The organism is Streptomyces sp. NPDC048514, assembly GCF_043199955.1.
Lineage (GTDB): Bacteria > Actinomycetota > Actinomycetes > Streptomycetales > Streptomycetaceae > Streptomyces.
On record NZ_JBICWT010000004.1, the window covers coordinates 536,725 to 558,281 of the forward strand.

Annotated in this window: 20 protein-coding genes, 1 tRNA gene and 2 pseudogenes; 11 read left to right on the forward strand and 12 right to left on the reverse strand. The window is 71.7% G+C overall.

Going from position 1 to position 21,557, the window contains the following annotated elements; all coding sequences use genetic code 11:
- Nucleotides 1-29 precede the first annotated feature (29 nt).
- Nucleotides 30-1,280: an ABC transporter substrate-binding protein gene (locus tag ACGFT2_RS11165; protein ID WP_393275971.1), complete on the reverse strand. Its 1,251-nt coding sequence runs from the start codon at nucleotides 1,278-1,280 to the stop codon at nucleotides 30-32.
- Between the two features lie 145 nt (nucleotides 1,281-1,425).
- Here ACGFT2_RS11165 and ACGFT2_RS11170 point away from each other — a divergent pair, with 145 nt between their 5' ends.
- The 3 genes from ACGFT2_RS11170 to ACGFT2_RS11180 all read left to right on the forward strand — a co-directional run bounded on the left by ACGFT2_RS11170 (nucleotide 1,426) and on the right by ACGFT2_RS11180 (nucleotide 4,642).
- Nucleotides 1,426-2,370 (forward strand): ROK family protein, encoded by a 945-nt coding sequence (locus ACGFT2_RS11170; protein ID WP_393276336.1) that lies wholly within the window; start codon nucleotides 1,426-1,428, stop codon nucleotides 2,368-2,370.
- A complete protein-coding gene (nagA, locus tag ACGFT2_RS11175; RefSeq protein ID WP_393275974.1) occupies nucleotides 2,370-3,590 on the forward strand; it encodes an N-acetylglucosamine-6-phosphate deacetylase in 1,221 nt (406 codons plus the stop codon). Before ACGFT2_RS11170 ends, nagA begins: the two co-directional genes overlap by 1 nt.
- A 122-nt stretch (nucleotides 3,591-3,712) precedes the next feature.
- Nucleotides 3,713-4,642: a 1-phosphofructokinase family hexose kinase gene (locus ACGFT2_RS11180; RefSeq protein WP_393275977.1), complete on the forward strand. Its 930-nt coding sequence runs from the start codon at nucleotides 3,713-3,715 to the stop codon at nucleotides 4,640-4,642.
- 25 nt (nucleotides 4,643-4,667) lie between these two features.
- Here the strand turns inward: ACGFT2_RS11180 and ACGFT2_RS11185 are convergent, their stop codons facing one another.
- Complete coding sequence (locus tag ACGFT2_RS11185) at nucleotides 4,668-5,606, reverse strand: carbohydrate-binding protein (protein ID WP_393275980.1); 939 nt, start codon at nucleotides 5,604-5,606, stop codon at nucleotides 4,668-4,670.
- A gap of 118 nt (nucleotides 5,607-5,724) precedes the next feature.
- Nucleotides 5,725-7,380: a diguanylate cyclase CdgB gene (cdgB, locus tag ACGFT2_RS11190; protein WP_393275983.1), complete on the reverse strand. Its 1,656-nt coding sequence runs from the start codon at nucleotides 7,378-7,380 to the stop codon at nucleotides 5,725-5,727.
- A 337-nt stretch (nucleotides 7,381-7,717) separates the two neighbouring features.
- On the opposite strand from cdgB, the gene ACGFT2_RS11195 reads away from it, so the two are divergent.
- Together ACGFT2_RS11195 and ACGFT2_RS11200 are read left to right on the forward strand one after the other, a co-directional pair.
- Nucleotides 7,718-8,290 (forward strand): flavin reductase family protein, encoded by a 573-nt coding sequence (locus ACGFT2_RS11195; protein ID WP_393275986.1) that lies wholly within the window; start codon nucleotides 7,718-7,720, stop codon nucleotides 8,288-8,290.
- Nucleotides 8,291-8,339: 49 nt separating this feature from the next.
- Nucleotides 8,340-8,489 (forward strand): annotated as a pseudogene (locus ACGFT2_RS11200) (GNAT family N-acetyltransferase); the annotation flags it as partial.
- Nucleotides 8,490-8,565: 76 nt separating this feature from the next.
- On the opposite strand, the gene ACGFT2_RS11205 reads toward ACGFT2_RS11200, so the two are convergent.
- Complete coding sequence (locus ACGFT2_RS11205) at nucleotides 8,566-9,546, reverse strand: sigma-70 family RNA polymerase sigma factor (protein WP_393275989.1); 981 nt, start codon at nucleotides 9,544-9,546, stop codon at nucleotides 8,566-8,568.
- Nucleotides 9,547-9,661: 115 nt separating this feature from the next.
- Complete coding sequence (gene arfB, locus ACGFT2_RS11210) at nucleotides 9,662-10,099, reverse strand: alternative ribosome rescue aminoacyl-tRNA hydrolase ArfB (RefSeq protein WP_393275992.1); 438 nt, start codon at nucleotides 10,097-10,099, stop codon at nucleotides 9,662-9,664.
- A gap of 160 nt (nucleotides 10,100-10,259) precedes the next feature.
- Between arfB and ACGFT2_RS11215 the strand changes: the two genes are divergently transcribed.
- Together ACGFT2_RS11215 and ACGFT2_RS11220 are read left to right on the forward strand one after the other, a co-directional pair.
- Nucleotides 10,260-10,835, forward strand: coding sequence for a TerD family protein (locus tag ACGFT2_RS11215; RefSeq protein ID WP_393275995.1), 576 nt, complete (start codon nucleotides 10,260-10,262; stop codon nucleotides 10,833-10,835).
- 149 nt (nucleotides 10,836-10,984) lie between these two features.
- On the forward strand, nucleotides 10,985-11,920 hold the full coding sequence (locus ACGFT2_RS11220) for a GNAT family N-acetyltransferase (protein ID WP_393275998.1): 936 nt from the start codon (nucleotides 10,985-10,987) through the stop codon (nucleotides 11,918-11,920).
- A 90-nt stretch (nucleotides 11,921-12,010) separates the two neighbouring features.
- Here ACGFT2_RS11220 and ACGFT2_RS11225 read toward each other — a convergent pair whose 3' ends face one another.
- Entirely contained in the window at nucleotides 12,011-13,396 is a 1,386-nt protein-coding gene (locus ACGFT2_RS11225) for a M1 family metallopeptidase (RefSeq protein WP_393276000.1), read from the reverse strand.
- 70 nt (nucleotides 13,397-13,466) lie between these two features.
- Here ACGFT2_RS11225 and ACGFT2_RS11230 point away from each other — a divergent pair, with 70 nt between their 5' ends.
- Entirely contained in the window at nucleotides 13,467-13,967 is a 501-nt protein-coding gene (locus ACGFT2_RS11230; RefSeq protein WP_393276339.1) for a hypothetical protein, read from the forward strand.
- 4 nt (nucleotides 13,968-13,971) lie between these two features.
- Here ACGFT2_RS11230 and ACGFT2_RS11235 read toward each other — a convergent pair whose 3' ends face one another.
- Entirely contained in the window at nucleotides 13,972-14,664 is a 693-nt protein-coding gene (locus ACGFT2_RS11235; protein ID WP_393276003.1) for a pentapeptide repeat-containing protein, read from the reverse strand.
- A gap of 161 nt (nucleotides 14,665-14,825) precedes the next feature.
- On the opposite strand from ACGFT2_RS11235, the gene ACGFT2_RS11240 reads away from it, so the two are divergent.
- On the forward strand, nucleotides 14,826-15,986 hold the full coding sequence (locus ACGFT2_RS11240; protein WP_393276006.1) for an NAD(P)-binding protein: 1,161 nt from the start codon (nucleotides 14,826-14,828) through the stop codon (nucleotides 15,984-15,986).
- A 57-nt stretch (nucleotides 15,987-16,043) separates the two neighbouring features.
- On the opposite strand, the gene ACGFT2_RS11245 is transcribed toward ACGFT2_RS11240, so the two are convergent.
- The 4 genes from ACGFT2_RS11245 to ACGFT2_RS11260 all read right to left on the reverse strand — a co-directional run bounded on the left by ACGFT2_RS11245 (nucleotide 16,044) and on the right by ACGFT2_RS11260 (nucleotide 19,406).
- Nucleotides 16,044-17,450 carry an NAD(P)/FAD-dependent oxidoreductase gene (locus tag ACGFT2_RS11245; RefSeq protein ID WP_393276008.1) on the reverse strand — a complete coding sequence of 469 codons (1,407 nt, stop codon included), beginning with the start codon at nucleotides 17,448-17,450 and terminating at the stop codon, nucleotides 16,044-16,046.
- A gap of 10 nt (nucleotides 17,451-17,460) precedes the next feature.
- Nucleotides 17,461-18,114: a rhomboid-like protein gene (locus ACGFT2_RS11250; RefSeq protein ID WP_393276011.1), complete on the reverse strand. Its 654-nt coding sequence runs from the start codon at nucleotides 18,112-18,114 to the stop codon at nucleotides 17,461-17,463.
- Between the two features lie 729 nt (nucleotides 18,115-18,843).
- On the reverse strand, nucleotides 18,844-19,176 hold the full coding sequence (locus ACGFT2_RS11255; RefSeq protein WP_393276014.1) for a hypothetical protein: 333 nt from the start codon (nucleotides 19,174-19,176) through the stop codon (nucleotides 18,844-18,846).
- Complete coding sequence (locus tag ACGFT2_RS11260; RefSeq protein WP_393276017.1) at nucleotides 19,173-19,406, reverse strand: hypothetical protein; 234 nt, start codon at nucleotides 19,404-19,406, stop codon at nucleotides 19,173-19,175. Before ACGFT2_RS11260 ends, ACGFT2_RS11255 begins: the two co-directional genes overlap by 4 nt.
- A gap of 343 nt (nucleotides 19,407-19,749) precedes the next feature.
- On the opposite strand from ACGFT2_RS11260, the pseudogene ACGFT2_RS11265 reads away from it, so the two are divergent.
- Nucleotides 19,750-19,985, forward strand: a pseudogene (locus ACGFT2_RS11265) (tyrosine-type recombinase/integrase); the annotation flags it as partial.
- Nucleotides 19,986-20,059: 74 nt separating this feature from the next.
- Here ACGFT2_RS11265 and ACGFT2_RS11270 read toward each other — a convergent pair.
- Nucleotides 20,060-20,136, reverse strand: a tRNA-Thr gene (locus ACGFT2_RS11270).
- Nucleotides 20,137-20,355: 219 nt separating this feature from the next.
- On the opposite strand from ACGFT2_RS11270, the gene ACGFT2_RS11275 reads away from it, so the two are divergent.
- Nucleotides 20,356-21,492 carry an ABC transporter ATP-binding protein gene (locus tag ACGFT2_RS11275; RefSeq protein ID WP_393276020.1) on the forward strand — a complete coding sequence of 379 codons (1,137 nt, stop codon included), beginning with the start codon at nucleotides 20,356-20,358 and terminating at the stop codon, nucleotides 21,490-21,492.
- Nucleotides 21,493-21,557 lie beyond the last annotated feature (65 nt).

A 21,557-nucleotide genomic window follows, 5' to 3' on the forward strand; every position in this document is an offset into this window, starting at 1 on the left:
CACCGTAACCCCGGGCACCGACAACCGGCTCAGCCCGCGTTGCTGCTGTCCGCGGCCGTGGCCGACGCCTGGAGCCGGGTCAGCACACCGGAGGGGTTGCCGCCGGGGACGACCGCCTGGCCGATGTTCTGCTTCACGGCCGCGCTGACCGACGCCCAGGAGGTCTTGCCGACCGGATACAGCTCGGAGGTGGGCAGCTGGTCGAGGAAGGGGTGCAGCGCCTTGTCGGCCGCCTTGTCCGACTCGCTCATGGCGGTGGAGGCGGAGCCGGTGACCGGCAGCAGCCCGTACCGGTGGGAGAAGCCCAGGACGTTCTTCTCGTTGTAGGCGAAGTCGAGGAAGTCGCCGATCTGCTCGGCGTGCCCGTTCTGCCTGAAGCCCATCATCCAGTCGGTGACGCCCATCGAGGCGCGGGCGGTGCCGGTGCGGCCCGGCATCGGCACCATGCCGAACTTCACGCCCTTCTTCTCGGCCTGCTGGATCAGCGTGGGGTGCCCGTTGAGCATGCCGACCTGGCCGTCGGCGAAGGCGGCGAAGGCGTCCGCGCGGTTGAGCTTGCCGGGGGCGACCGGGCCGGTCAGGCCCTTGCCGACCAGATCGTCCCTGAGCCAGCTGAAGGTCTCGACGTTCGGCGCGGAGTCGATGGTGTAGGTGCCGACGTCGTCGGTGTAGCCGCTGCCGCCGCTGTCGCCGCTCAGCAGCCACTGCATGGTCTCCGCCTGGGCCTCCTCGGGGCCCAGCGGCAGGGCGTAGGGGTACTTCACGCCCTTGGCCTTGAGCGCCTCGGCGTCGGCGGCCAGCTCGTCCCAGGTGGTGGGCGGGGTGATGCCGGCCTTGGCGAAGAGGGTCTTGTTGTAGAAGAGCACGCGGGTGGAGGCGGCGAAGGGGATGCCGTACTGCGTGTGCTTCCACTGGCCCGCGTCGGAGAGCTGGGAGAGGAAGTCGGCCTGGGTGCGGATGGAGAGCAGGTCGGAGACCGGGTACAGCTTGCCGGCGGCCGCGTAGTCGGCGTAGGCGCCGATCTGGGCCAGGTCCGGGGCGTGGCCGGCGTCGACCATCTCCCTGACCTTGCGGTCGACGTCGGTCCAGGAGTAGACGCCGACCTCGACCTTCACCCCCGGGTGCGCCGCCTCGTACTCCTCGGAAAGGGCGTCCCAGTACTTCTTGGAGCTGTTGGCGGCCGAGTCGCCGTAGTCGGCCGCGACGAGTCTGAGGGTCACGTCGGAGGAGCCCGTGCTCCCGCAGCCGCCGAGAACCGCCGTCATGCCCAGAGCGGACATCACCGCGATCGTTCCTGCCGTACGCCGACGCACCGTCAAAGCCCCAACCCTGCCGTCTGACCGTTCGATATATGGACCCATAAGGTCTACACCACGCGAGTGGACTAGACCTCTCCCGGGTGCGGGGGCCACACTAGGGACCGTGGTGAGACATGTCATCGCCCTGGACGTGGGCGGTACCGGGATGAAGGCCGCCCTCGTCGGCGACGACGGCGCGCTGCTGCACCGCGCCCGCCGCGCCACCGGGCGCGAGCGCGGACCCGACGCGGTGATCACGGCGATCCTCGACTTCGCCGCCGAGCTGCTCGCGTACGGCGTGCGGCACTACGGCGAGCCGGCCGCCGCCGCCGGCATCGCGGTCCCCGGCATAGTCGACGAGCAGCACGGCGTCGCCGCCTACGCGGCCAATCTCGGCTGGCGGGACGTCCCGCTGCGCGCCCTGCTCACCGAACGGCTCGGGGTGCCCGTCGCGCTCGGGCACGACGTGCGCACCGGCGGGCTCGCCGAGGGCCGGATCGGCGCGGGCCGGGGCGCGGACCGGTTCCTGTTCGTGCCGCTCGGCACCGGGATCGCCGGCGCCATCGGCATCGACGGCCGGGTGGAGGCGGGTGCCCACGGCTTCGCGGGCGAGATCGGCCACATCGTCGTACGGCCCGGCGGCACCCCCTGCCCCTGCGGGCAGCACGGCTGTCTGGAGCGGTACGCCTCCGCGTCCGCGGTCAGCGAGGCCTGGGCGGCGGCCTGTGGGGACCCGGAGGCGGACGCGGCCGACTGCGCCAAGGCCGTCGCGTCCGGTGACCCGAACGCCGTCCGGGTCTGGCGGCAGGCGGTGGACGCCCTCGCCGACGGCCTGGTCACCGCGCTCACCCTGCTGGACCCCGGGACGCTGATCATCGGTGGCGGGCTGGCCGAGGCGGGGGAAGTGTTGTTCCAGCCGCTGCGGGACGCCGTCCGGCGCCGGGTCACCTTCCAGAAGCCGCCGGCCGTCGTCCCGGCCGCCCTCGGCGACACCGCCGGCTGCCTGGGCGCGGGTCTCCTCGCCCAGGACCTGCTGACGACCACCCCTACGACTCCGGAGGTAAGCACCTGATGGCCATCGAGCGGGACAATCAGGCTCCGGCCGGGAGCAGCGCCCCGGAAGGGGCGCGGGGAACTGCGCGATCGGCCCCCTCCGGCCCGCAGGTACTCACCGGCGCGAACGTGGTGCTTCCCACCGGCACGGTCCGCAACGGACGGCTGTCCACCGACGGCAGACACGTCACCGCCGCACCACCGGCCGGCGCCCCGTCGATCGACGTCACCGGCCACTGGGTCGTCCCCGGCTTCGTCGACATCCACAACCACGGCGGCGGCGGCGCGTCCTTCGCCGGCACGCCCGAGCAGATCCTCACCGCCATCCGCACCCACCGCCTGCACGGCACCACCACCCTGGTCGCCTCCACCGTCACCGACGAGATGGACCTGCTGGTGGGTCAGGCCGGGCTGCTGAGCGAGCTGGCCGAGCAGGGGGAGATCGCGGGCATCCACTTCGAGGGGCCGTTCATCTCCCCGTGCCGCAAGGGCGCGCACTCCGAGGCGCTGCTGCGCGACCCGGACCCGGCCGAGGTCCGCAAGCTGATCGACGCGGCACGCGGCAAGGCGAAGATGGTCACCCTCGCCACCGAACTGCCGGGCGGCATCGACTCCGTGCGGCTGCTGGCCGAGCACGGTGTCATCGCGGCGATCGGCCATACGGACGCGACGTATGAGCAGACGGTCCGGGCGATCGACGCGGGCGCCACGGTCGCCACCCACCTCTTCAACGCGATGCCCACCCTGGGCCACCGCTCCCCCGGCCCGATCGCCGCCCTCCTGGAGGACGAGCGGGTGACGGTCGAGCTGATCAACGACGGCACCCACCTGCACCCCGCCGCGCTGGAGCTGGCCTTCCACCACGCCGGTGCGGACCGGGTCGCCTTCATCACGGACGCCATGGACGCGGCCGGCATCGGCGACGGCCGCTACATGCTCGGCCCGCTGGAGGTCGAGGTCAGCGAGGGCGTGGCCCGGCTGGTGGAGGGCGGCTCGATCGCGGGCTCGACACTGACCCTGGACCGGGCGTTCAAGCGGGCGGTGACCGTCGACGGGCTCTCGGTGGAGGACACCGTGACGGCACTGTCGGTGAACCCGGCCCGACTGCTCGGCCTGGCCGACCGCATCGGCTCCCTGGAGCCCGGCAAGGACGCCGACCTCGTCCTGCTGGACGCGGACTTCGAGCTGAAGGGCGTGATGCGGCACGGAGAGTGGGTCGTAGCGCCCCAACTGGCCTGATCCGTCCGCCTTTTCCCCGGACGGCGGCCGACTCGCGACTGGGCCGGCCGCCGTCTCTTTGGCATGATCGGGGCCCCGGAAACCGAAGACAGGCGCACGGACTTCGAGGGAGGTCGGCCCGGGTGATCCTCACGGTCACACTGAACACCGCACTCGACCTCACCTACCGCGTGCGGTCGCTGCGGCCGCACACCTCGCACCGCGTCCTCGGCGTCGCCGAACGGCCGGGCGGCAAGGGCGTGAACGCGGCCCGGGTGCTGGCCGCGCTGGGGCACGAGGTGACGGTCACCGGGTTCGCGGGCGGTGGCACCGGACGCGCGGTGCGCGACCGGCTCGCGGACACCCCCGGGGTGACGGACGCGCTGGTGCCGGTGGCCGGGGCGACCCGGCGCACGATCGCCGTGGTGGACGAACTCTCCGGTGACACGACCCAGTTGAACGAGCCGGGTCCGCAGATACGGCCCACCGAATGGGGCGCCTTCCTGGACCGCTACGACGAACTCCTGCCCGCCGCCTCGGCGGTGGCCCTGTGCGGCAGCCTGCCGCCGGGGGTACCGGTCGGCGCCTACGCGAACCTGGTCCGCGGCGCCCGCTCCGCCGGCGTCCCCGTCCTCCTGGACACCAGCGGGGAACCGCTGCGCCGCGGGGTGGCCGCCCGCCCCGACATCATCAAGCCGAACGCCGAGGAACTGGCCGAACTCACCGGCTCCCACGAGCCGTCACGCGCCACCCGGGACGCCCGCCGCCGCGGTGCCCACGCGGTGGTGGCCTCCCTCGGCCCACAGGGCCTGCTGGCGGTGACCCCCGAGGGCCGCTGGCGCGCGCTCCCGCCCACCCGGGTCCACGGCAACCCGACCGGCGCGGGCGACTCGGCGGTGGCGGGCCTGCTGTCGGGCCTCGTGGAACAACTCCCCTGGCCCGCCCGCCTGTCCCGGGCGATCGCGCTGTCCACGGCGACCGTGCGGGCACCCGTGGCGGGCGAATTCGACCGCGCGACGTACGAGGAACTACTGGGACGGGTGACGGTGGCCGGGGACACCAGCGCGGCCTAGGGATTCCGGCACACCCGCCGCGAGGTCAGCTGCCGACCCAGCCCTTCACCAGCCACACCCGGTCGATCAGGGCGTCACACTGGTTCCCCTGGCCACAGGAGATGGAGACGGTGTTACTGCCCTTGTTGAGCTGGATCCAGTTATAGCTGCGCGTCCAACCCTTCTCGTAGTTGCCCTCGGGGGCGTGCGCCCAGTTCTGCAACTTGGCCTTGGACTGCGTTCCGTTGACCGTGAGAGTCGCGGTGGCGTCCTTGCCCGGCACGCTGTAGCCGACATAGACGCTGTATTTGCCGGCCTCGGGGACGCCGTCGAAGGTCCAGGTCAGCGAAGCACCGGGCTGGTTCAGGCCCGTCACATAGCTGCCGTCCGAGGACTTCGCGCCCTTGACGTCCGAGGCACCCGCCGCACCGCCGGCCAGCTGCAGCTTGACGGCGTCGTTCTTCGGCAGCTCTCCGGTCGCCGCGCCGCTGCCCGACGGGCTCGGCTCGCCGCTCTGGGACTGGCTGGGCGTGCCGCCCCCCTCGTTGCCCGACTTGTCGTCGTCCGAGTTGCCGTTGATCATCGCCACACCGATGCCGATGACGACCGCGGCCACCACGGCGATCGCGCCGATCAGCAGACCCTTGGTGTTCGGACCGCGGCGACCGCCACCCGTGGGCGGCGCGGGCTGCCGGCCCGCGGGGCCGCCGGGCAGGGTCTCTGGGGCCTGGTAGTGGGCGTTCGGCTGGCCGTAGGCGCCCTGCTGCGGGACGGTCGGCTGGCCGTAGGTCGCCTGCTGCTGGCCGTACTGCGCCTGCTGGCCGTACGAGCGCTCGCCGACCGCACGCACCCTGCTGACCGAGTTCGGGTAGCCGTAACCGCCGCCGGACGGCGGCTGGGCTCCCCGTGCCTGGCCGTCTGCGTACAGGTAGCCGAACGGGTCGTCGTCCTCGGGCGTGCTCGCGCCGTTGTCGCCGGGCGTCATCCCTTGGTACTCCTCAACAGGTGCGTGCGGATGCGGTACGGGTATGGAATGGCGAGCCTACCCGCTCTCGCTGCCCCAAACGGGTGACTCAGCTCGCACAACCCCGCTGACCTGCGGGTTATCCGGCGCGTCGATGTTGTTTGGGACGAGATCGTTTCTCTACGTACATCCGCTCGTCGGCGGACTTCAGCACCTCGTCCGCCGTCATCCCGCAGTGCGCCCAGCCGATGCCGAAGCTCGCGCCCACCCGGACGGCCCGCCCCTCGGCGCGGATCGGCTGGATGATCTCGTTGCGCAGCCGTACGGCGAGGTCCTCGGCGTCGGCCCGGCCGAGACCGTCGGCGAGGATCACGAACTCGTCGCCGCCGAGCCGGGCCACCGTGTCGCCGTCACGGACACCGTGCGAGAGCCGGCGGGCGACCTCGATCAGCACCGCGTCGCCCGCGTTGTGCCCGAAGCGGTCGTTGATCGACTTGAAGCCGTCCAGGTCGCAGAAGAGGACCGCGAGGCCCTTGGTGCCGTCGTCGCGGCCGTCCTCGGGGGCGGCGGTGTGCACATGGTGGTCGTAGGCGTCGTACGCCTCCGCGCTCGGCGTGAAGTCGAAGCCGTGGCCGGCGGGGGCGTCGAAGGCGGGGTGGCCGTAGGCCGCGTCCAGGGACTCCAGCGAGCCGGTGTGCGTCAGGCGCTGGCACAGCCGGGCCGACAGGCGCGAGCGCAGCTCTGCGGAGTTCGGCAGGCCGGTCAGGGAGTCGTGCGAGGCACGGTGGGCGAGCTGCAGCTCACGCCGCTTGCGCTCCTCTATGTCCTCGACGTGGGTGAGCAGGAAGCGGGGGCCGTCGGCGGCGTCGGCGACGACGCTGTTGCGCAGGGAGACCCAGACGTAGCTGCCGTCCCGGCGGCCGAGCCGGAGTTCGGCGCGGCCGCCCTCCGCCGAGGTGCGCAGCAGGGTGCCGATGTCCTCGGGGTGGACGAGGTCGGAGAAGGAGTAGCGGCGCATCGCGGAGGCCGGGCGGCCGAGCAGCCGGCACAGGGCGTCGTTGGTGCGCAGGATGCGGCCGTGCTGGTCGCCGCCCATCTCGGCGATGGCCATGCCGGAGGGGGCGTACTCGAAGGCCTGCCGGAAGGACTCCTCGCTGGCGCGCAGGGCCTGCTGCTCACGCTCCAGCCGGACCAGCGCCCGCTGCATGTTGGCCCGCAGCCGTGCGTTGCTGATCGCGATGGCGGCCTGGAAGGCGTACATCTGCAGCGCCTCGCGGCCCCAGGCACCGGGGCGGCGGCCGTTGCGCGGCCGGTCCACGGATATGACGCCGAGCAGCTCACCGGAGGCGCCGCCCTGCACGCCGGGGGTGTACATCGGTGCGAAGAGGCGGTCGGAGGGGTGCCACTCGTCCTCGAAGCGCGGCTCGGGCCCGTCGGTGTGCCACTGCGGGACGTCGTCGTCGTCCAGCACCCAGCCCTCGGTGTGCGGTATGAACACCAGGTCGCCCCAGCACTCGCCCATGTTCAGCCGCCGCTCCCAGGACCCGCGCGGGCCGACCCGGCCGGTGATCAGGGCCTCGGCGGCGGAGTTCCCGGAGAAGGCGGCGACGACGAGGTCGCCGTCGGGACGCACGAGGTTGACGCACGCCATCTCGTACCCGAGGGCGTTCACGGCGCCGTCGGCGACGCTCTGCAGTGTGTCCGCCAGGCTGCGTGCCGTGTTCATGTCGGCCATGACCTGGTGCAGCTGTCGCAGGGACGCAAGGCGGACATACGGCTCCGACTCGGTCTCCATGCTCGCCCTCCCCCCGAGACCTCGCAGCGAATCAAGGGTTGTCTTCGGCGCTTCGTTACGGCGGCTCTTACGGTGTGTCTGCGGCTCCCCCGCCACTGAATCACAGCGCGCTGCCCACTCGGTACACAGGGTCAACAATTCCTGCCCCTTGTGACTCAAGTCACAGGAGAACGTGAACAATTGAGTGGAGTTTCTGCGTTTTGCTTGTGCGTTTCCGGAACGCATCTTTTACCGTTTCGCGCACAAGTTGCACACGGCTGTCGTCCGCAGGTCGTAGGACCAGGCTAGGGCGGAGGCCCGATGCGGTTCCCGGAAAGCGGAGACTAGCGTTTCCGGCGTGCTGAACACTGCCTCTCCCACCGCCTCCACCGCTTTTGGGCATGCTGAGGGGGTGAGCGACGACGAGTTCCGGACCGCGATGGCCCGGCTGGCGGCGGGCGTGGTCCTGGTGACCGCGCAGGAACCGCCGCTGGACCCCGACGACCCCGAGGCGCCAGGCGTCGAGGACGTCGGCATGACCGCGACCGCCTTCATGTCGGTCTCCCTCGACCCGCCGCTGGTCCTGGTCAGCCTGCGCGAGGGCTCCCGGATGGACGACCTGCTGGACGAGCAGCCCCTGTGGGCGGTGTCGGTGCTCGCCGACAGCCAGCGGCACATCGCGGGCCGCTTCGCCATGAAGGGCCGCATCAGCGACCGGCTGCTCTTCGAGGACATCGCCTACGCCCGCGGCGAGGTCACGAACGCCCCACTGGTGGGCGGGGCGCTGGCCACCCTGGAGTGCCGCACCGAGCAGCGGACGACCGCCGGGGACCACACCCTGGTCATCGGCCGGGTCCTGACCGCGCAGGTGCCGAGCACGGAGGGCGGGCCGCTGCTCTACTTCCGCGGCCGCTACCGGCAGTTGGGCTGAGACCGATATCGCCTGGTCACCGCGCGATCCGGCCGCCCAGGGTGCGCGCATGACACCACGTCTGGAAGCGGTCACCCCCGGGAACTTCGACAGCGCCGTCGCCATCCGCGTCCGCCCGGATCAGGAACACGCCGTGTCACCGGTCGTGCAGTCCCTCGCCGAGGCGTACGCCCACCCGCCCGGCGTCGCCTGGCCCCGGCCGGATCCGGCGGCGTCCGGTCCTCTGGGCCGCCCCGACGCCGAGCCGGGCCGGCCACGCGGCGGCGTCCGGTCCGCTAGGCCGCCTCGATGCTGAGCCGGGCCAGCCGTGCCGGGTCGCTCACGATCTCGATGACCGTGATGCGGTCGGCGACGAAGGCGAACGTCAGCACGCGCTCCGGACGGCCGCCGTCGAGGACGACCAGGCCGGTCGCCCCGTCGATCAGGGCCGGACGCGCGGTGCCCGCCAGCCGGGCGAAGCTCGTCGCGCCGGCGGCGACCCCCCGCGCGCCGCTGGTCACACCGGACTCGCCGCGGGCCACCACGTCAGGGTCGAGCACCGCCAGCAGGCCGTCGAAGTCACCCTCCCGCGCGGCGGCCAGGAAGGCGTCCACCACCTCGCGCTGTCGGACCAGGTCGGCGTCCGGCGCGTCGGCGCCCCGCACCCGGCGCCGGGCCCTGCTGGCGAGCTGGCGCGCCGCGGCCGGGCTGCGCCCGATGACGGTGCCGATCTCCTCGAACGGCACCCCGAACAGGTCGTGCAGGACGAAGGCCAGCCGCTCGGCCGGCGAGAGCATGTCGAGGACGACCAGGAGGGCCACCCCGACCGAGTCGGCGAGCACGGCGTCCTGCGCGGGGTCCGGTTCGTCGGAGGGGGCCGGGCACCAGGTGTCCAGGGGCTCCTCGCCGCGGGAGCGGCGCGAACGCAGCATGTCGAGGCAGACGCGGCCGACCACGGTCGTCAGCCAGCCCCCGAGGTTCTCCACCTCGTCACCGCCGGAGCGGCTCAGCCGGAACCACGCCTCCTGGACCGCGTCCTCGGCCTCGGCCGTCGAGCCCAGCATCCGGTAGGCGACGGCCCGCAGGTGCCCGCGGCACGCCTCGAACCGCCCGGCGAGCAGATCGTCCCCGGCGCCGCGCCGGTCACCTCCGCGCTGGTCGCCACCCCCGTGCTGGTCGCGGTCGCCGTGCTGCTGCTCGTCGCCCCCGTGCTGGTCGTGGCCGCCGTACTGGTCGCTGTTCCCGTGCTGGTCGCTGTTCCCGTGCTGGTCGCTCATCGGCTGGTCCGGCCTCTCCCGCGCGCGTTCCGTGCTCCCTCGTCTGCATGACGGTTCGGCCGCCGCGGATGTGACGGACGCGCCGCGAGGGGAGCCGGGGACCGGAACGGACCGGTCAGCCCCAGTCCCGCCCGGTACGCCCCCGCTTCGTCTCCGAGCGCTGCTTCTTCTCCCGCAGCCGGCGTTCGTTGATGCCGCGGGGGATGCGGGTCGGCCTGCGGGGCTTGGGCGGCGGCGCGGTGGCCTCCGCGAGGAGCGCCGCGAGGCGTACGGCGGCGGCCTCGCGGTTACGCCACTGGGATCGGTGCTCGGAGGACCGTACGGACAGCACACCGTCGGCGAGCCGGCCGGCCAGCCGCTGCAGCGCCCGCTCCTTCCACACCGGTGGAAGCGCCTCCGTGCCCGCGAGGTCGAAACGCAGCTCCACCTGGGAGTCGCTGGTGTTGACGTGCTGCCCACCGGGCCCGGAGGACCGCGAGAAACGCCAGATCAGCTCGGCCTCGGGAAGCGAGACCGAACCGCGGATGAAATAGGGCCCGGACATGCGTCCCATGTTCCCGGCCGCGCCAGTCCCACGTCACCCGGTTTTCGCCGAGGCGGGTAAAAAAGGTAAAGGGATCCGGAACCACCGGGACCCCTCTCCACGTTGTTCCCGGTGACGGTAGCTTCGTCGGCACATACGTGCAGGGATATCTAAGGAAGGGACTCCCAACATGGCTGTAAGCCTGTCCAAGGGTGGCAACGTCTCGCTCACCAAGGAGGCTCCGGGCCTGACCGCCGTCACCGTGGGCCTCGGCTGGGACGTCCGCACCACCACCGGCACGGACTTCGACCTGGACGCGTCCGCCATCGCGGTCAACACGCAGGGCAAGGTCTACTCGGACGCCCACTTCGTGTTCTTCAACAACAAGCAGACCCCGGACAACTCCATCGTCCACACGGGTGACAACCGCACCGGCGAGGGCTCCGGCGACGACGAGGCGATCAACGTCAACCTGGCCGCGCTCCCGGCCGACGTCGACAAGATCGTCTTCCCCGTCTCCATCTACGACGCCGAGAACCGCGGCCAGAACTTCGGCCAGGTCCGCAACGCCTACATCCGCATCGTGAACCAGGCCGGCGGTGCCGAGATCGCGCGCTACGACCTCTCCGAGGACGCCGCCACCGAGACCGCGATGGTCTTCGGCGAGCTGTACCGCAACGGCGCGGAGTGGAAGTTCCGCGCGGTGGGCCAGGGTTACGCCTCCGGCCTGGTCGGCATCGCCCAGGACTTCGGCGTCAACGTCTGACACCTCACGCGAGCCGCTTTCGAGCAGGGGTCACCCCCGGCGTCGGCGGAGCCCCGGTCGCGGCATCCCGCCGGGACCGGGGCTCCGGCGGGTCCCGGAGATCCGGGAAAGCCGCCGGGCGCGCCGTGGTCCCGCGTTACCGTGCCCGGGTGATCATCGAACCTCTGTCCGCCGGCGGTGACATCCCGGCCGCGCTCCTCACCGAAGTGACGGCCCTGTTCGCCTCCAACCGCGCGTTCCACGCGCTCAGCGGGGACTTCCCGGACCCGGACGACATCGGCACGGAGCAGGTGGCCCGGGTGCTCGCCGAGGAATTGGCCCATCCCGGCGCCGAGGTGCTGCTCGCCCGGGCCGGAGGCCGCCTGGTCGCGATCGCCGTCACCCTGGCCCGCCACCCCGACCCCGCCGACCCCGATCCCTGGATCGGGCTGCTGATGGTGGACGCGGCCGAGCACGGCAAGGGCTACGGCCGCACCCTCGCGGAACTGGTCGAGAACCGTTTCCGCGCCGCGGGCGCCATGGCCGTACGGCTCGCCGTGCTCGACGGCAACGCGCAGGGCCTGGCCTTCTGGACCGCCCTCGGCTACGAGTTCCTCGACCACCGCCCCGACCAGGCCCTCGGCCGGCCCTGCGCCGTCCTGCGCAAGGTGCTGCGCACGCCCCGGCAGGCGGCCCGCATCGCCGTCGTGGACCCCGAGGGCGCGGTGTTCCTCTTCCGCTACGACAACGCCGAGGTCGGCGTCCACTGGGCCCTGCCCGGCGGCGGCCTGGAGCCCGGCGAGGGCCCGCGCGAGGGCGCCCTGCGGGAACTGGCCGAGGAGACCGGCTGGACCGACCTGGAGCCCGGCCCGCTGCTGTGCACCTGGGAACACGACTTCATGCACGCGGTACCGGTACGCCAGCACGAGTACGTCTACGTGACCCGGGGCCCGCGCCGGGATCCGGCCGGCCCCCGGCTCGCCGCCGCGCACGCCGCCGACGGCATCCTCGCCTGGCGGTGGTGGAGCAGGCGGGAACTGGCCGCGGAACCGGAGCCGGTGTGGCCGCCGGACCTCGCCCGGCTGCTGGACGAGTGGGAACGCTGAGGCACCGGCGGCACGGCACCGGGCCGGCGGCCACCGAGCCGACGAGGCCGGCGGTCACGGACGATCCGGCGGTCGCAGCCCCGACCGCGGTCAGGGACGGGACGGCTTGCCGTCGCCGTACAGCCAGTCCTTCCAGATACCCGTGAAGTCCTTGCCCGGGGCCTGCTTCTCCACGTACGCGGTGAAGTCGGCGGTGCTCGCGGTGGCGTGGCGGCGGGTCGCGGCCCAGCCCTGCAGGATGTCGTAGAAGAGATCGTCGCCGACCTTCCGGCGGATCTTCTGGAGGACCATCGCGCCGCGCACGTACACGGGGCTGCCGGAGATGTGCGCGGCGCTGGAGGGCTTCGCCGGCGGGAAGGCCCAGATCTCCTCGTGATCGCCCTCGTAGTATTCGGTGAACGTCTGCTGGGCGCTCTTGCCGTCCTGGTCCTCCTCCCACAGCCACTCCGCGTAGGTGGCGAAGCCCTCGTTGAGCCACATGTCCCGCCAGGACGCGGGCGTGACCGAGTCGCCGTACCACTGGTGGGCGAGTTCATGGACGAGGGTGCCGGTGTCGGGGGCGCCGGGGAAGACGGGCCGGGTCTGGGTCTCCAGGGCGTATCCGGCGTCGTGCGGCCGGTCGACGACGGCGCCGGCGGAGGCGAAGGGGTACGGCCCGAAGTTGAACTCCTCCCAGTCGAGGATCTCGGGGATCTTCGCGAGCACGCCGGCGCTCGCCTTCGTCTGCGTCGGGTCCACGGCGGTGAGGACGGGCAGGCCGTGCGGGCCCGCGGTCCGCTTGATCGTGTAGTGGCCTATCGCGACCATGGCGAGATAGCTCGCCATGGGCTGAGCGGTGTGCCAGCGGTAGGTGCTGCGGCCACCCTCGTCGCTCCGGCCGGTCAACTCCCCGTTGGAGACGGCCTGGAGGCCCTTGGGGACGGTGACGGTGATGTCGTAGGTCGCCTTGTCGGACGGGTGGTCGTTGCCCGGGAACCAGGCCATCGAGCCGACGGGTTCGCCGAGGGCGAGGGCGCCGTCGGCGGTGGGCAGCCAGCCCTCCTCGGAGCCGTCGGGGTCGGTGAGGGTCTTCGGGGTGCCCGAGTAGCGGACGGTCGTGCGGAAGGTCTCGCCCTTGCTGAGGTCGTCGTGGGGGCGGACGGTGAGTTCCTGGCCGGTGCGGTTCCAGCGGGCCTTCGCGCCCTCGACGGTGACCGACTCGACGTCGAGCCCGGCGAGGTCGAGGTCGAAGGCGGACAGGTCCCGGGTGGCACGGGCGGTGATCACCGCCGTACCGGTCAGGTGACGGGTGGCGGGGGCGTAGCCGAGCGTGAGGGCGTAGTGGCCGACGTCGTAGCCGCCGTTGCCGGCCCTGGGGAAGTACGGATCGTGTACGCCGGAGCCGCCCGGAGCGCCGTGCACACCACCCTGGCACGCGGTGGCGGTGAGAGCGAGCAGGGCCACGACGGCCGGGACAAGGCGCACAGACCTGGACATGTCATTGATCTTAGAGGGGTGCGGTACGCCCGAGCAGGGGTGTACCGGTGAGCGTGACACCATCTCTGTCGTGCTCGACATCGGCTACGCCCTCTCCAACCGGTTCCCGGACCCACCGCAGACCGACTACCGCCGCGCGGACGTCCACGCGCTGCGGCACGACCTGTTCTGCGGGGACGTCTACCTCGCGGACACCGAGACGGACCGGGAACTGTCCACAGCCTGGGGATGGGTGCCGGTGCTCGACTTCGCGTGGGCGCTGTGCGACATCACGGAACGGCTGGACCGGGATCCGCTGGGCTCACGCGCCGCCCGGCCGCAGCGGGCGGAGCTGGACTTCACCGAGTCGACCGACCGGATGCTCTTCGAGCGGCGCTTCGGCTGGGTCGACATCACCTCCGACTGGGCGCCCGCCGAGGAGTCCCCGCTCAGCTTCTCCCACGGCGAACTGCGCCGCGAGGCCCGTGACTTCCTCCACGACCTGCTCGCGGACCTGACCGACCTCCACGACGACCTGGCCGAGAACCCGGCCGTCTGGACGCTTCAGGCCCGCTTCCCCCGCCTGCCCTGAGCCCTCACCCCTCCACCCTGATCCCCAGCTCGGCCGCCAGCACCGGCGCCAGGTCCAGCAGCTGACCCGTGCTGATCACCGCGCCGGAGAGGCGGTCCAGGCCACGGACGATCTCCAGCGGGGCGGCCCCGCGCAGGTCCACGTCCTTCAGCGTCGCACCGCCGAGATCCGCCTCCCGCACGGCGCAGTCGACGAACTCCACCCGCTCCAGGCTCGCGCCCGCGAAGTCCGGCTCGACCAGCACACAGGACTCGAAGACCACGTCCTTCAGGCGGGCCTCGCGGAAGTTGAGGAAGTCGAGCTTGCCGCCGCGGACCACGACCCGCTCCAGCACGGCGCCGTGCAGCTGGGTGCCGCCCAGGCGGGCGTCGACCACCTCGACGTCACGGAACGTGGACTCCGCGAGGTGGGTGCCCACACCGCGCAGTCCGCTCAGGACCGAGTCCAGCACCCGGGCCCGGCCCAGGCCCGTCTCGTCCACCACGCAGCCCGTCAGCGCGCAGTCCATGAACCGGGCACCCACGCCGTCCTGCCCGGCCAGGTCCGCCTCCCGGAACTCCAGCCCGTCGTAGTCACCGTCCGGCTCCAGCGCCGGCCCGGGCCACGGCCTCAGGGGCGGCAGCCGCACCTCGGGCCGTCGCGCACCCCGTACCGCCGCCGGGCCCGCGGGCCGGCCGCGCATCGCTCTCCTCGCCATGCCCCCCATGCTGCACCCCGCCACTGACAACCGCCCTGAGCCGGCAAGGCCTGGACGGTGAACCTGCAACGTCACATTCCGGGGGTCCGAGCGGTCGTACCTGACAGACCGGTCGAACCGACGGGCCGGACCAGGTGAACCGACCGAGGGAGACCCCACCCATGCACCGCATCACCGTCATCGGCGGCGGTTTCGCCGGACTCACCGCCGCCATCGCCGCCGCCGAGACAGGCGCCGAGGTCACCGTCTACGAGGCTCACCACACCCTCGGTGGACGGGCCCGCACGGCCGAGGGACCGTACCGGACCAACGAAGGCCCGCACGCCCTCTACAACGGCGGCCTGCACTGGTCCTGGCTCAGGCGGCGGGACCTGATCGGACCGCTGGCCCCGGTCCCGCCCCTGGAAGCCTCCCGGCTGCGACTGCGCCACCAGGGCGTCCTGCGCCGCACACCGCCCCTCGCCATGCTCAGACTGCTGGGCCTCAAACCCTGCCGGGCACCCGTCGACATCGACTTCCTCAGCTGGGCGGCCACCGTCGCCGGTACGGAGGGTGCCCGGGCCGCCGCCAACTACGCCGCCGTCACCCTCTTCCACCACGACCCGGGCATCCTGTCCGCGGCCTTCGTGCAGGAGCGGCTGCGCCGGGCCACCAAGCTGCCGCCGGAGGCGCACTATCCGCGCGGCGGCTGGGGCACGCTCATCGACCGGATGGCCGCGCGGGCCTGGAACCTGGGGGTGCGGATCGAGACGCTGTCCCGGGTCGACGAACTGCCGGCCGGCGCGCCCGTCGTCGTCGCCACCTCCCTGCCCGCCGCCCGGCGGCTGCTCCGCGACGACTCGCTGAGCTGGCCGAGCGGCCGGACGGTCCTGCTCGACCTCGCCGTACGCACCCGCCGCGCGGACCCCTTCGTCGTCTCCGACCTGGACGCGCCCGGCTGGATCCAGCGGTTCACCGCACAGGACCGGACCCTCGCGCCGACCGGGGAGCAGCTGCTCCAGGGGCAGCTCCCGATCGGGCCCGGCGAGTCCCGCGCCGACGGCATCGCCCGGGCCGAGCAACTCCTCGACGCGGGCTTCCCGGGCTGGCGGGAGCGGGCCGTCTGGCGGCGCGAGGCCGTGGCTGACGGCCGTACGGGGGCCGTGGATCTGCCGGGCAGCACCTGGCGGGACCGGCCCGCCGTGGACCGGGGCGACGGGGTCTACCTCGTGGGCGACCAGGTGGCGGCCCCGGGCGTGCTGTCGGAGGTGTCCTTCACCAGCGCGGTCACGGCGGTGTCCCTGATACTCGACCGGCCCGCCCTCGACCTCGAACGCGCCTGAGCCCAGGGGCGCGGCCACCGCCGCGCGCCTGAGCCCAGGGGCGCGGCCACCGCCGCCTCAGTGCCGCCCGGCCACCCGGTCCGCCACCCTGGCCAGCCGGGAGGACTCCGCGGCGGGACGCAGACGTTCACGGCGGTCGGCGGCGCGGTAGGTGGCGTACATGCCCTGGACACCGAGCCAGCGCAACGGTTCCGGCTCCCACCTGCGGACCCGGTGGTTCACCCAGGGCAGGTCCGTCAGCTCGGTGCGGCCGCCCTGGCCGGAGTCCTGCTGCACCAGGTCGCGCAGCGTGCGGGCGGCCAGGTTCGTGGTGGCGACACCCGAGCCGACGTAGCCACCGGCCCAGCCCAGGCCGGTGGAGCGGTCCAGCATCACCGTCGCGCACCAGTCGCGCGGAACACCGAGCACACCGGACCAGGCGTGCTCGATCCCGACGCCCGCCAGGGACGGGAAGAAACGGGTCAGGATCTCCCGGAGCGCCTCGACCGTCGCCCGCTGGGTACGGCCGTCGTTGTCGGTGCGGGAACCGAAGCGGTACGGCACACCCCGTCCGCCGAGCGCGATCCGGCCGTCGGCCGTGCGCTGGGCGTACATGTAGGCGTGCGCCATGTCGCCGAGGGTCTCCCGGCCGTCCCAGCCGATCGCCGCCCACTGCTCCCCGGTCAGCGGCTCGGTGGCGATCATCGAGGAGTTCATCGGCAACCAGGTCCGCTTCTGGCCCTGCAGGGCGGCCGTGAAGCCCTCGGTGCAGCGCAGGATGTACGGCGCGCGCACCGTGCCGTACGGGGTGACCGCGTGCTTGGGCCGGATCTCCGTCACCGGCGTCGACTCGTGGATGGTCACCCCGAGCGCCTCCACGGCGGCCGCGAGCCCCTTCACCAGCTTCACCGGGTGCAGCCGGGCGCCGTGCGGAGTCCAGGTCGAACCGACGGCGTCCGCGATCCTGATCCGCGCGGCCGTCTCCCGGGCCCCGTACAGCTCCCGGTCCTTCTCCCCGTACGACAGCTCGTGCTCGTGGAACGCCTTCAGCCGCGCCAGCTGGGCCGGCGTGGTGGCCACCTCGAGGACACCGCCCTTGTGGACATCCGCGTCGACGCCCTCCGCCTCCGCGACCGCGATCACCTCGTCCACGGTGTCGTTCATCGCCTTCTGCAGCCGCACGGCGGCCTCCCGGCCGTGCAGGCGGGCGTACCGGTCGCGGCCGGCGATCCCGTTGTAGAGCCAGCCGCCGTTGCGGCCCGAGGCGCCGTAGCCACAGAACTTCTGCTCCAGGACGGTCACCCGCAGGAACGGGGCCGCCTTCTTCAGGTAGTACGCCGTCCACAGGCCCGTGTACCCGGCACCGACGATCACGACATCGGCCGACGCGTCCCCGCACAGCGGCTCCCGCACCGCCGGAAGACCGTCGTCCGCGTACCAGAACGAGACGCCACCGTTCACGACACCGCTGCCCGAGCTGCTCATGGCCCGGACGTTAACCCCTGATACCGGCCGGTGTCTCCTTCGGATTCCATGCTTTTCCCCGGCCCCTGACCAGCGGACGACACCCCAGCCCGACCAGCACCGCGGCGAAGTGACCGACGTCGGTGAACGTCGGCCCGGCGGCCAGCGGCAGCCCGAAACAGACCAGCACCGCCGGCAGATACCCGTACCGCCACGGCACCGAGATCCGGTAGGCGAGCACCCCCACCACCCCGGCCAGCGCGTAACTCACCCCGATGTCCAGGGTGTTGACCGCCGAGTACGGGGCCACACCGTCCCGGATCGCCTTCAGCAGCACCGCCTCGCTGATCACCGAGGCCAGCACGTGCGCCAGCGCGCACACCGCCAGCCAGCGCGCCGTGCCCAGCCAGCGCTCGGCCGGCGCGTGGACCACCGTGTACAGCAGGGCGTACGGCACCCAGTGCCCGCCGGCGATCCACATGGCACTCGCCAGCAGCACCCGCACCGGCGTCCGCGACAGCTCATGGATGTTGGTCGAGCGCCGCCGCAGGAAGTGCTGCTCGAACTCCGGCGACATGTGATGCAGGGCCACGGTCGTGACGAACAGGACGCCCAGCCACACGTACGTGCCCGGAGCACTCCGGACGTACGCCCACACCCCGGTCAGGGCCCGCTCGATTCGCATGACCCGATTCACGCACGCCGGTGCCGTCCGGCTCGTGATCGACATCCCCGGTGACGGGGGCCGCTCACCGCCCGACCCGTGAAAAAGCCCAGGTGGGACTGGATCCCACCTGGGCTGGAAGAGCCCCCTGTCGGATTCGAACCGACGACCTTCGCTTGACAAGATCTTTCTGTTCACCGCGTAGCCATCCGGCCAGGCCACCTGAGCTGTGGGCAGAAGCGTTCCGCAGTATGAGGATGTGCATGGCCGTTGCGCGCGTCGTCGAGCACTTCCAGGGCCGGACTGGCTCCGTCCGAGGACCCGATTTCATGGTTTCGTTGACGCAAGTTATAGGTCTGCGAAGACGAATGGGAGTGGGGCCAGAAGGAGCGTGGCCGCTGCAATGTATTGGAGTTTCATTTTTGGGCCCCGCGGGTCTGATGTTTCTGCTTATAGGCGCCTCGCCAGGGCAGGTTTGCGGCATTCCGAGCATCGCTTTCCTATTCAACAAGTTCCCGTCTTGCCGTCGCAATCAAAAGGTGCGACCCAGACGCGGCAGTCTGCGCGGAGCGGACCCGAGCTGATTGTTAGCGCACAGCGCGCATCCCCCAGGAACGTCGCGGAGGGCCTGGGCGCTCGGCCTTTTGGCCGAGCGCCCCCACGCGCGTGGAACCGCCGGCCCAGTTTCCTGGGCCGGCGGCCGGCCTCGCCTGCGGCGACATAACGCACTCGACTCAGAGGTTGCGGCGTTCAGTTGACGACGGGTCCGGGGTTGGGGTTGGTCCAGATGCCGTAGTCGACGTTGGTCTGTCCGCTGGGGGGCTGAGTGTCGCCGCCCCGAGCCTCGTCGGAGTTGCCGTTGCCACCGATCTGGGTGTCACCGCCCCTGGCCTGGCCGGAGTTGCCGTTGCCACCGATCTGGGTGTCACCGCCCCTGGCCCCGTCGGAGCGGCCGTTACCACCGTTGACAGGCTTGTAGGTGATGATGGGGCCTCGGCGCGCGTGTTTGGCTCGACTCTCGAGGACACCGAGCCCGCGCAGCTCATGGCCGTCGGGGTTGCAGTCCTTCCCTCCCGGCGTCACGACACCGCCAGGCCAGGGAGCACACGGGTCGTACGGTGGGTAAATCTTTTGCTATCCCCGTGCTTACTGTAGGCATTGAGAATGCCAAAGCCAGGGTCGTCGCTGTCGGTGGGGACGCCGGTGGCAGTGGCGGCGGCGAAGGCGGAGGTGGTAATGAGGGAGATGCCTCCAGTAACGAGTGTGGTGACAATCAGCAGGGGGGCGAGGCGTCGGGTGTTGATTATGGCCATGAGAAGGGCTCCTTAAGAGTGGGTAGGGGAGTTCGGATGAGGCAGTCGGCGGGTCCGCGTTCGTGCCGTCCTCCATGTCTCCATTAGGCCCCGCGTCCTGGGCGGGGGGCATGGCCCGGGAAGTCGGGACTTGACAATGCGGCCGTGCGCCGGTCCCTTCACTTCTTCTCCCGGCCCCTCCAGGGGTACCGGCGTCCCGTCCGCGCCCCTGATCTGACCCGTGGGTTCGCTCCGCGTGAGCGCCTGTCCCGGGCACGAGGTACTCCACTGGATACCTGTGCTGCAGGAACGAGGTCCCGCACAACGCTCGCCGGGCCGGAACCCGCGGCCCGCCCCCGACTAGGCCTGGACCCGGATCGCGGCCGCCGCCGGCCTGCCGCAGATTCGCTTGCTCGACACCCGGCACGGCACGGCTGCGCCTCGCTGCTGTTCGCGGCCGGGGTCGCGCCCCGGACCGTGATGGAGATCCTGGGTCACTCGCACATCGCGGTGACGATGAACGTCTACACGCACGTCAGCGACGGTGACCGCCGCGAGGCCATAGGACACATGGACCGCCTGCTCAAGCGACGCCGCTAGGCGGGACCGCCGTCACGAACTACCGTCAATGCCTCCGCGATCCAAGATCGCGGAGGCGTTGTCCCTGGTGGGAATGGAGCCCCCTGTCGGATTCGAACCGACGACCTTCGCTTTACAAGAGCGGTGCTCTGACCAGCTGAGCTAAGGAGGCCTGCACGAGCGCGCGGCGCGTGGGTGCGTAGGCAGTGTACCCACGTCCCGGCAGGGCCTTGTCGAGAATTTCGGCGAAGTTCACATGGGCCCAGGTGCTGACAGAGCGAGTGAACGGCAGGTACCGTCTCGATCCAGTTCGCTCATGTGGACTACACCAACCACCTTCCTACAACGGATCGTCCGGCACGTTCCTGCCGGTAGAAGGGGGCCCATCACCATGGCCACTGTCACGTTCGACAAGGCGACCCGGATCTACCCGGGTTCCACCAAGCCCGCCGTCGACGGCCTCGACATCGCGATCGAGGACGGCGAGTTCCTCGTCCTGGTCGGACCGTCGGGCTGCGGCAAGTCCACCTCCCTGCGGATGCTCGCGGGCCTGGAGGACGTCAACGGCGGCGCCATCCGCATCGGCGACCGCGACGTCACGCACCTGCCGCCCAAGGACCGGGACATCGCCATGGTGTTCCAGAACTACGCCCTCTACCCGCACATGACGGTCGCCGACAACATGGGCTTCGCGCTCAAGATCGCCGGCGTCAACAAGGCGGAGATCCGGCAGAAGGTCGAGGAGGCCGCCAAGATCCTCGACCTCACCGAGTACCTGGACCGCAAGCCCAAGGCGCTCTCCGGCGGTCAGCGCCAGCGTGTCGCGATGGGCCGCGCCATCGTCCGTGAGCCGCAGGTGTTCCTCATGGACGAGCCGCTGTCCAACCTCGACGCCAAGCTGCGCGTGAGCACCCGTACGCAGATCGCGTCGCTCCAGCGCCGCCTCGGCATCACCACCGTCTACGTCACCCACGACCAGGTCGAGGCCATGACGATGGGCGACCGGGTGGCGGTCCTGAAGGACGGCCTGCTCCAGCAGGTCGACTCGCCGCGGAACATGTACGACAAGCCCGCGAACCTCTTCGTCGCCGGCTTCATCGGCTCCCCCGCCATGAACCTGGTCGAGGTGCCGATCACCGACGGCGGAGTGAAGTTCGGCAACAGCGTGGTGCCGGTGAACCGGGACGCGCTGGCGGCCGCCGCCGACCGGGGCGACCGCACGGTGACCGTCGGCGTGCGGCCCGAGCACTTCGACGTGGTCGAGCACAACGGCACCGTCGCCGCCTCCCTGTCCAAGGACACCGCCGACGCCCCGGCCGGTCTGGCCGTCTCCGTGAACGTCGTCGAGGAGCTGGGCGCCGACGGTTACGTCTACGGCGCCGCCGAGGTCGGCGGCGAGGTCAAGGACCTGGTCGTCCGCGTGAACGGGCGCCAGGTGCCGGACAAGGGCTCCACGCTGCACGTGGTGCCGCGGCCGGGCGAGATCCACGTCTTCTCGACGTCCACCGGCGAGCGGCTCACCGACTGACCGGGCCGGGCCGGCCGGTCCGAGCTGCGCTTCGGCGCCGAAGTCGACGAAAGGGGCCCCGCGGA

What these genes read in the sequence shown, in the direction of transcription:
- ACGFT2_RS11165 (WP_393275971.1), bottom strand. Translation starts at nt 1,280, where the DNA reads ATGTCCGCTCTGGGCATGACGGCGGTTCTCGGCGGCTGCGGGAGCACG.
- nagA (WP_393275974.1), top strand. Translation starts at nt 2,370, where the DNA reads ATGGCCATCGAGCGGGACAATCAGGCTCCGGCCGGGAGCAGCGCCCCG.
- ACGFT2_RS11185 (WP_393275980.1), bottom strand. Translation starts at nt 5,606, where the DNA reads ATGACGCCCGGCGACAACGGCGCGAGCACGCCCGAGGACGACGACCCG.
- cdgB (WP_393275983.1), bottom strand. Translation starts at nt 7,380, where the DNA reads ATGGAGACCGAGTCGGAGCCGTATGTCCGCCTTGCGTCCCTGCGACAG.
- ACGFT2_RS11205 (WP_393275989.1), bottom strand. Translation starts at nt 9,546, where the DNA reads ATGAGCGACCAGCACGGGAACAGCGACCAGCACGGGAACAGCGACCAG.
- arfB (WP_393275992.1), bottom strand. Translation starts at nt 10,099, where the DNA reads ATGGGACGCATGTCCGGGCCCTATTTCATCCGCGGTTCGGTCTCGCTT.
- ACGFT2_RS11215 (WP_393275995.1), top strand. Translation starts at nt 10,260, where the DNA reads ATGGCTGTAAGCCTGTCCAAGGGTGGCAACGTCTCGCTCACCAAGGAG.
- ACGFT2_RS11225 (WP_393276000.1), bottom strand. Translation starts at nt 13,396, where the DNA reads ATGTCCAGGTCTGTGCGCCTTGTCCCGGCCGTCGTGGCCCTGCTCGCT.
- ACGFT2_RS11235 (WP_393276003.1), bottom strand. Translation starts at nt 14,664, where the DNA reads ATGGCGAGGAGAGCGATGCGCGGCCGGCCCGCGGGCCCGGCGGCGGTA.
- ACGFT2_RS11240 (WP_393276006.1), top strand. Translation starts at nt 14,826, where the DNA reads ATGCACCGCATCACCGTCATCGGCGGCGGTTTCGCCGGACTCACCGCC.
- ACGFT2_RS11245 (WP_393276008.1), bottom strand. Translation starts at nt 17,450, where the DNA reads ATGAGCAGCTCGGGCAGCGGTGTCGTGAACGGTGGCGTCTCGTTCTGG.
- ACGFT2_RS11250 (WP_393276011.1), bottom strand. Translation starts at nt 18,114, where the DNA reads ATGCGAATCGAGCGGGCCCTGACCGGGGTGTGGGCGTACGTCCGGAGT.
- ACGFT2_RS11260 (WP_393276017.1), bottom strand. Translation starts at nt 19,406, where the DNA reads ATGGCCATAATCAACACCCGACGCCTCGCCCCCCTGCTGATTGTCACC.
- ACGFT2_RS11275 (WP_393276020.1), top strand. Translation starts at nt 20,356, where the DNA reads ATGGCCACTGTCACGTTCGACAAGGCGACCCGGATCTACCCGGGTTCC.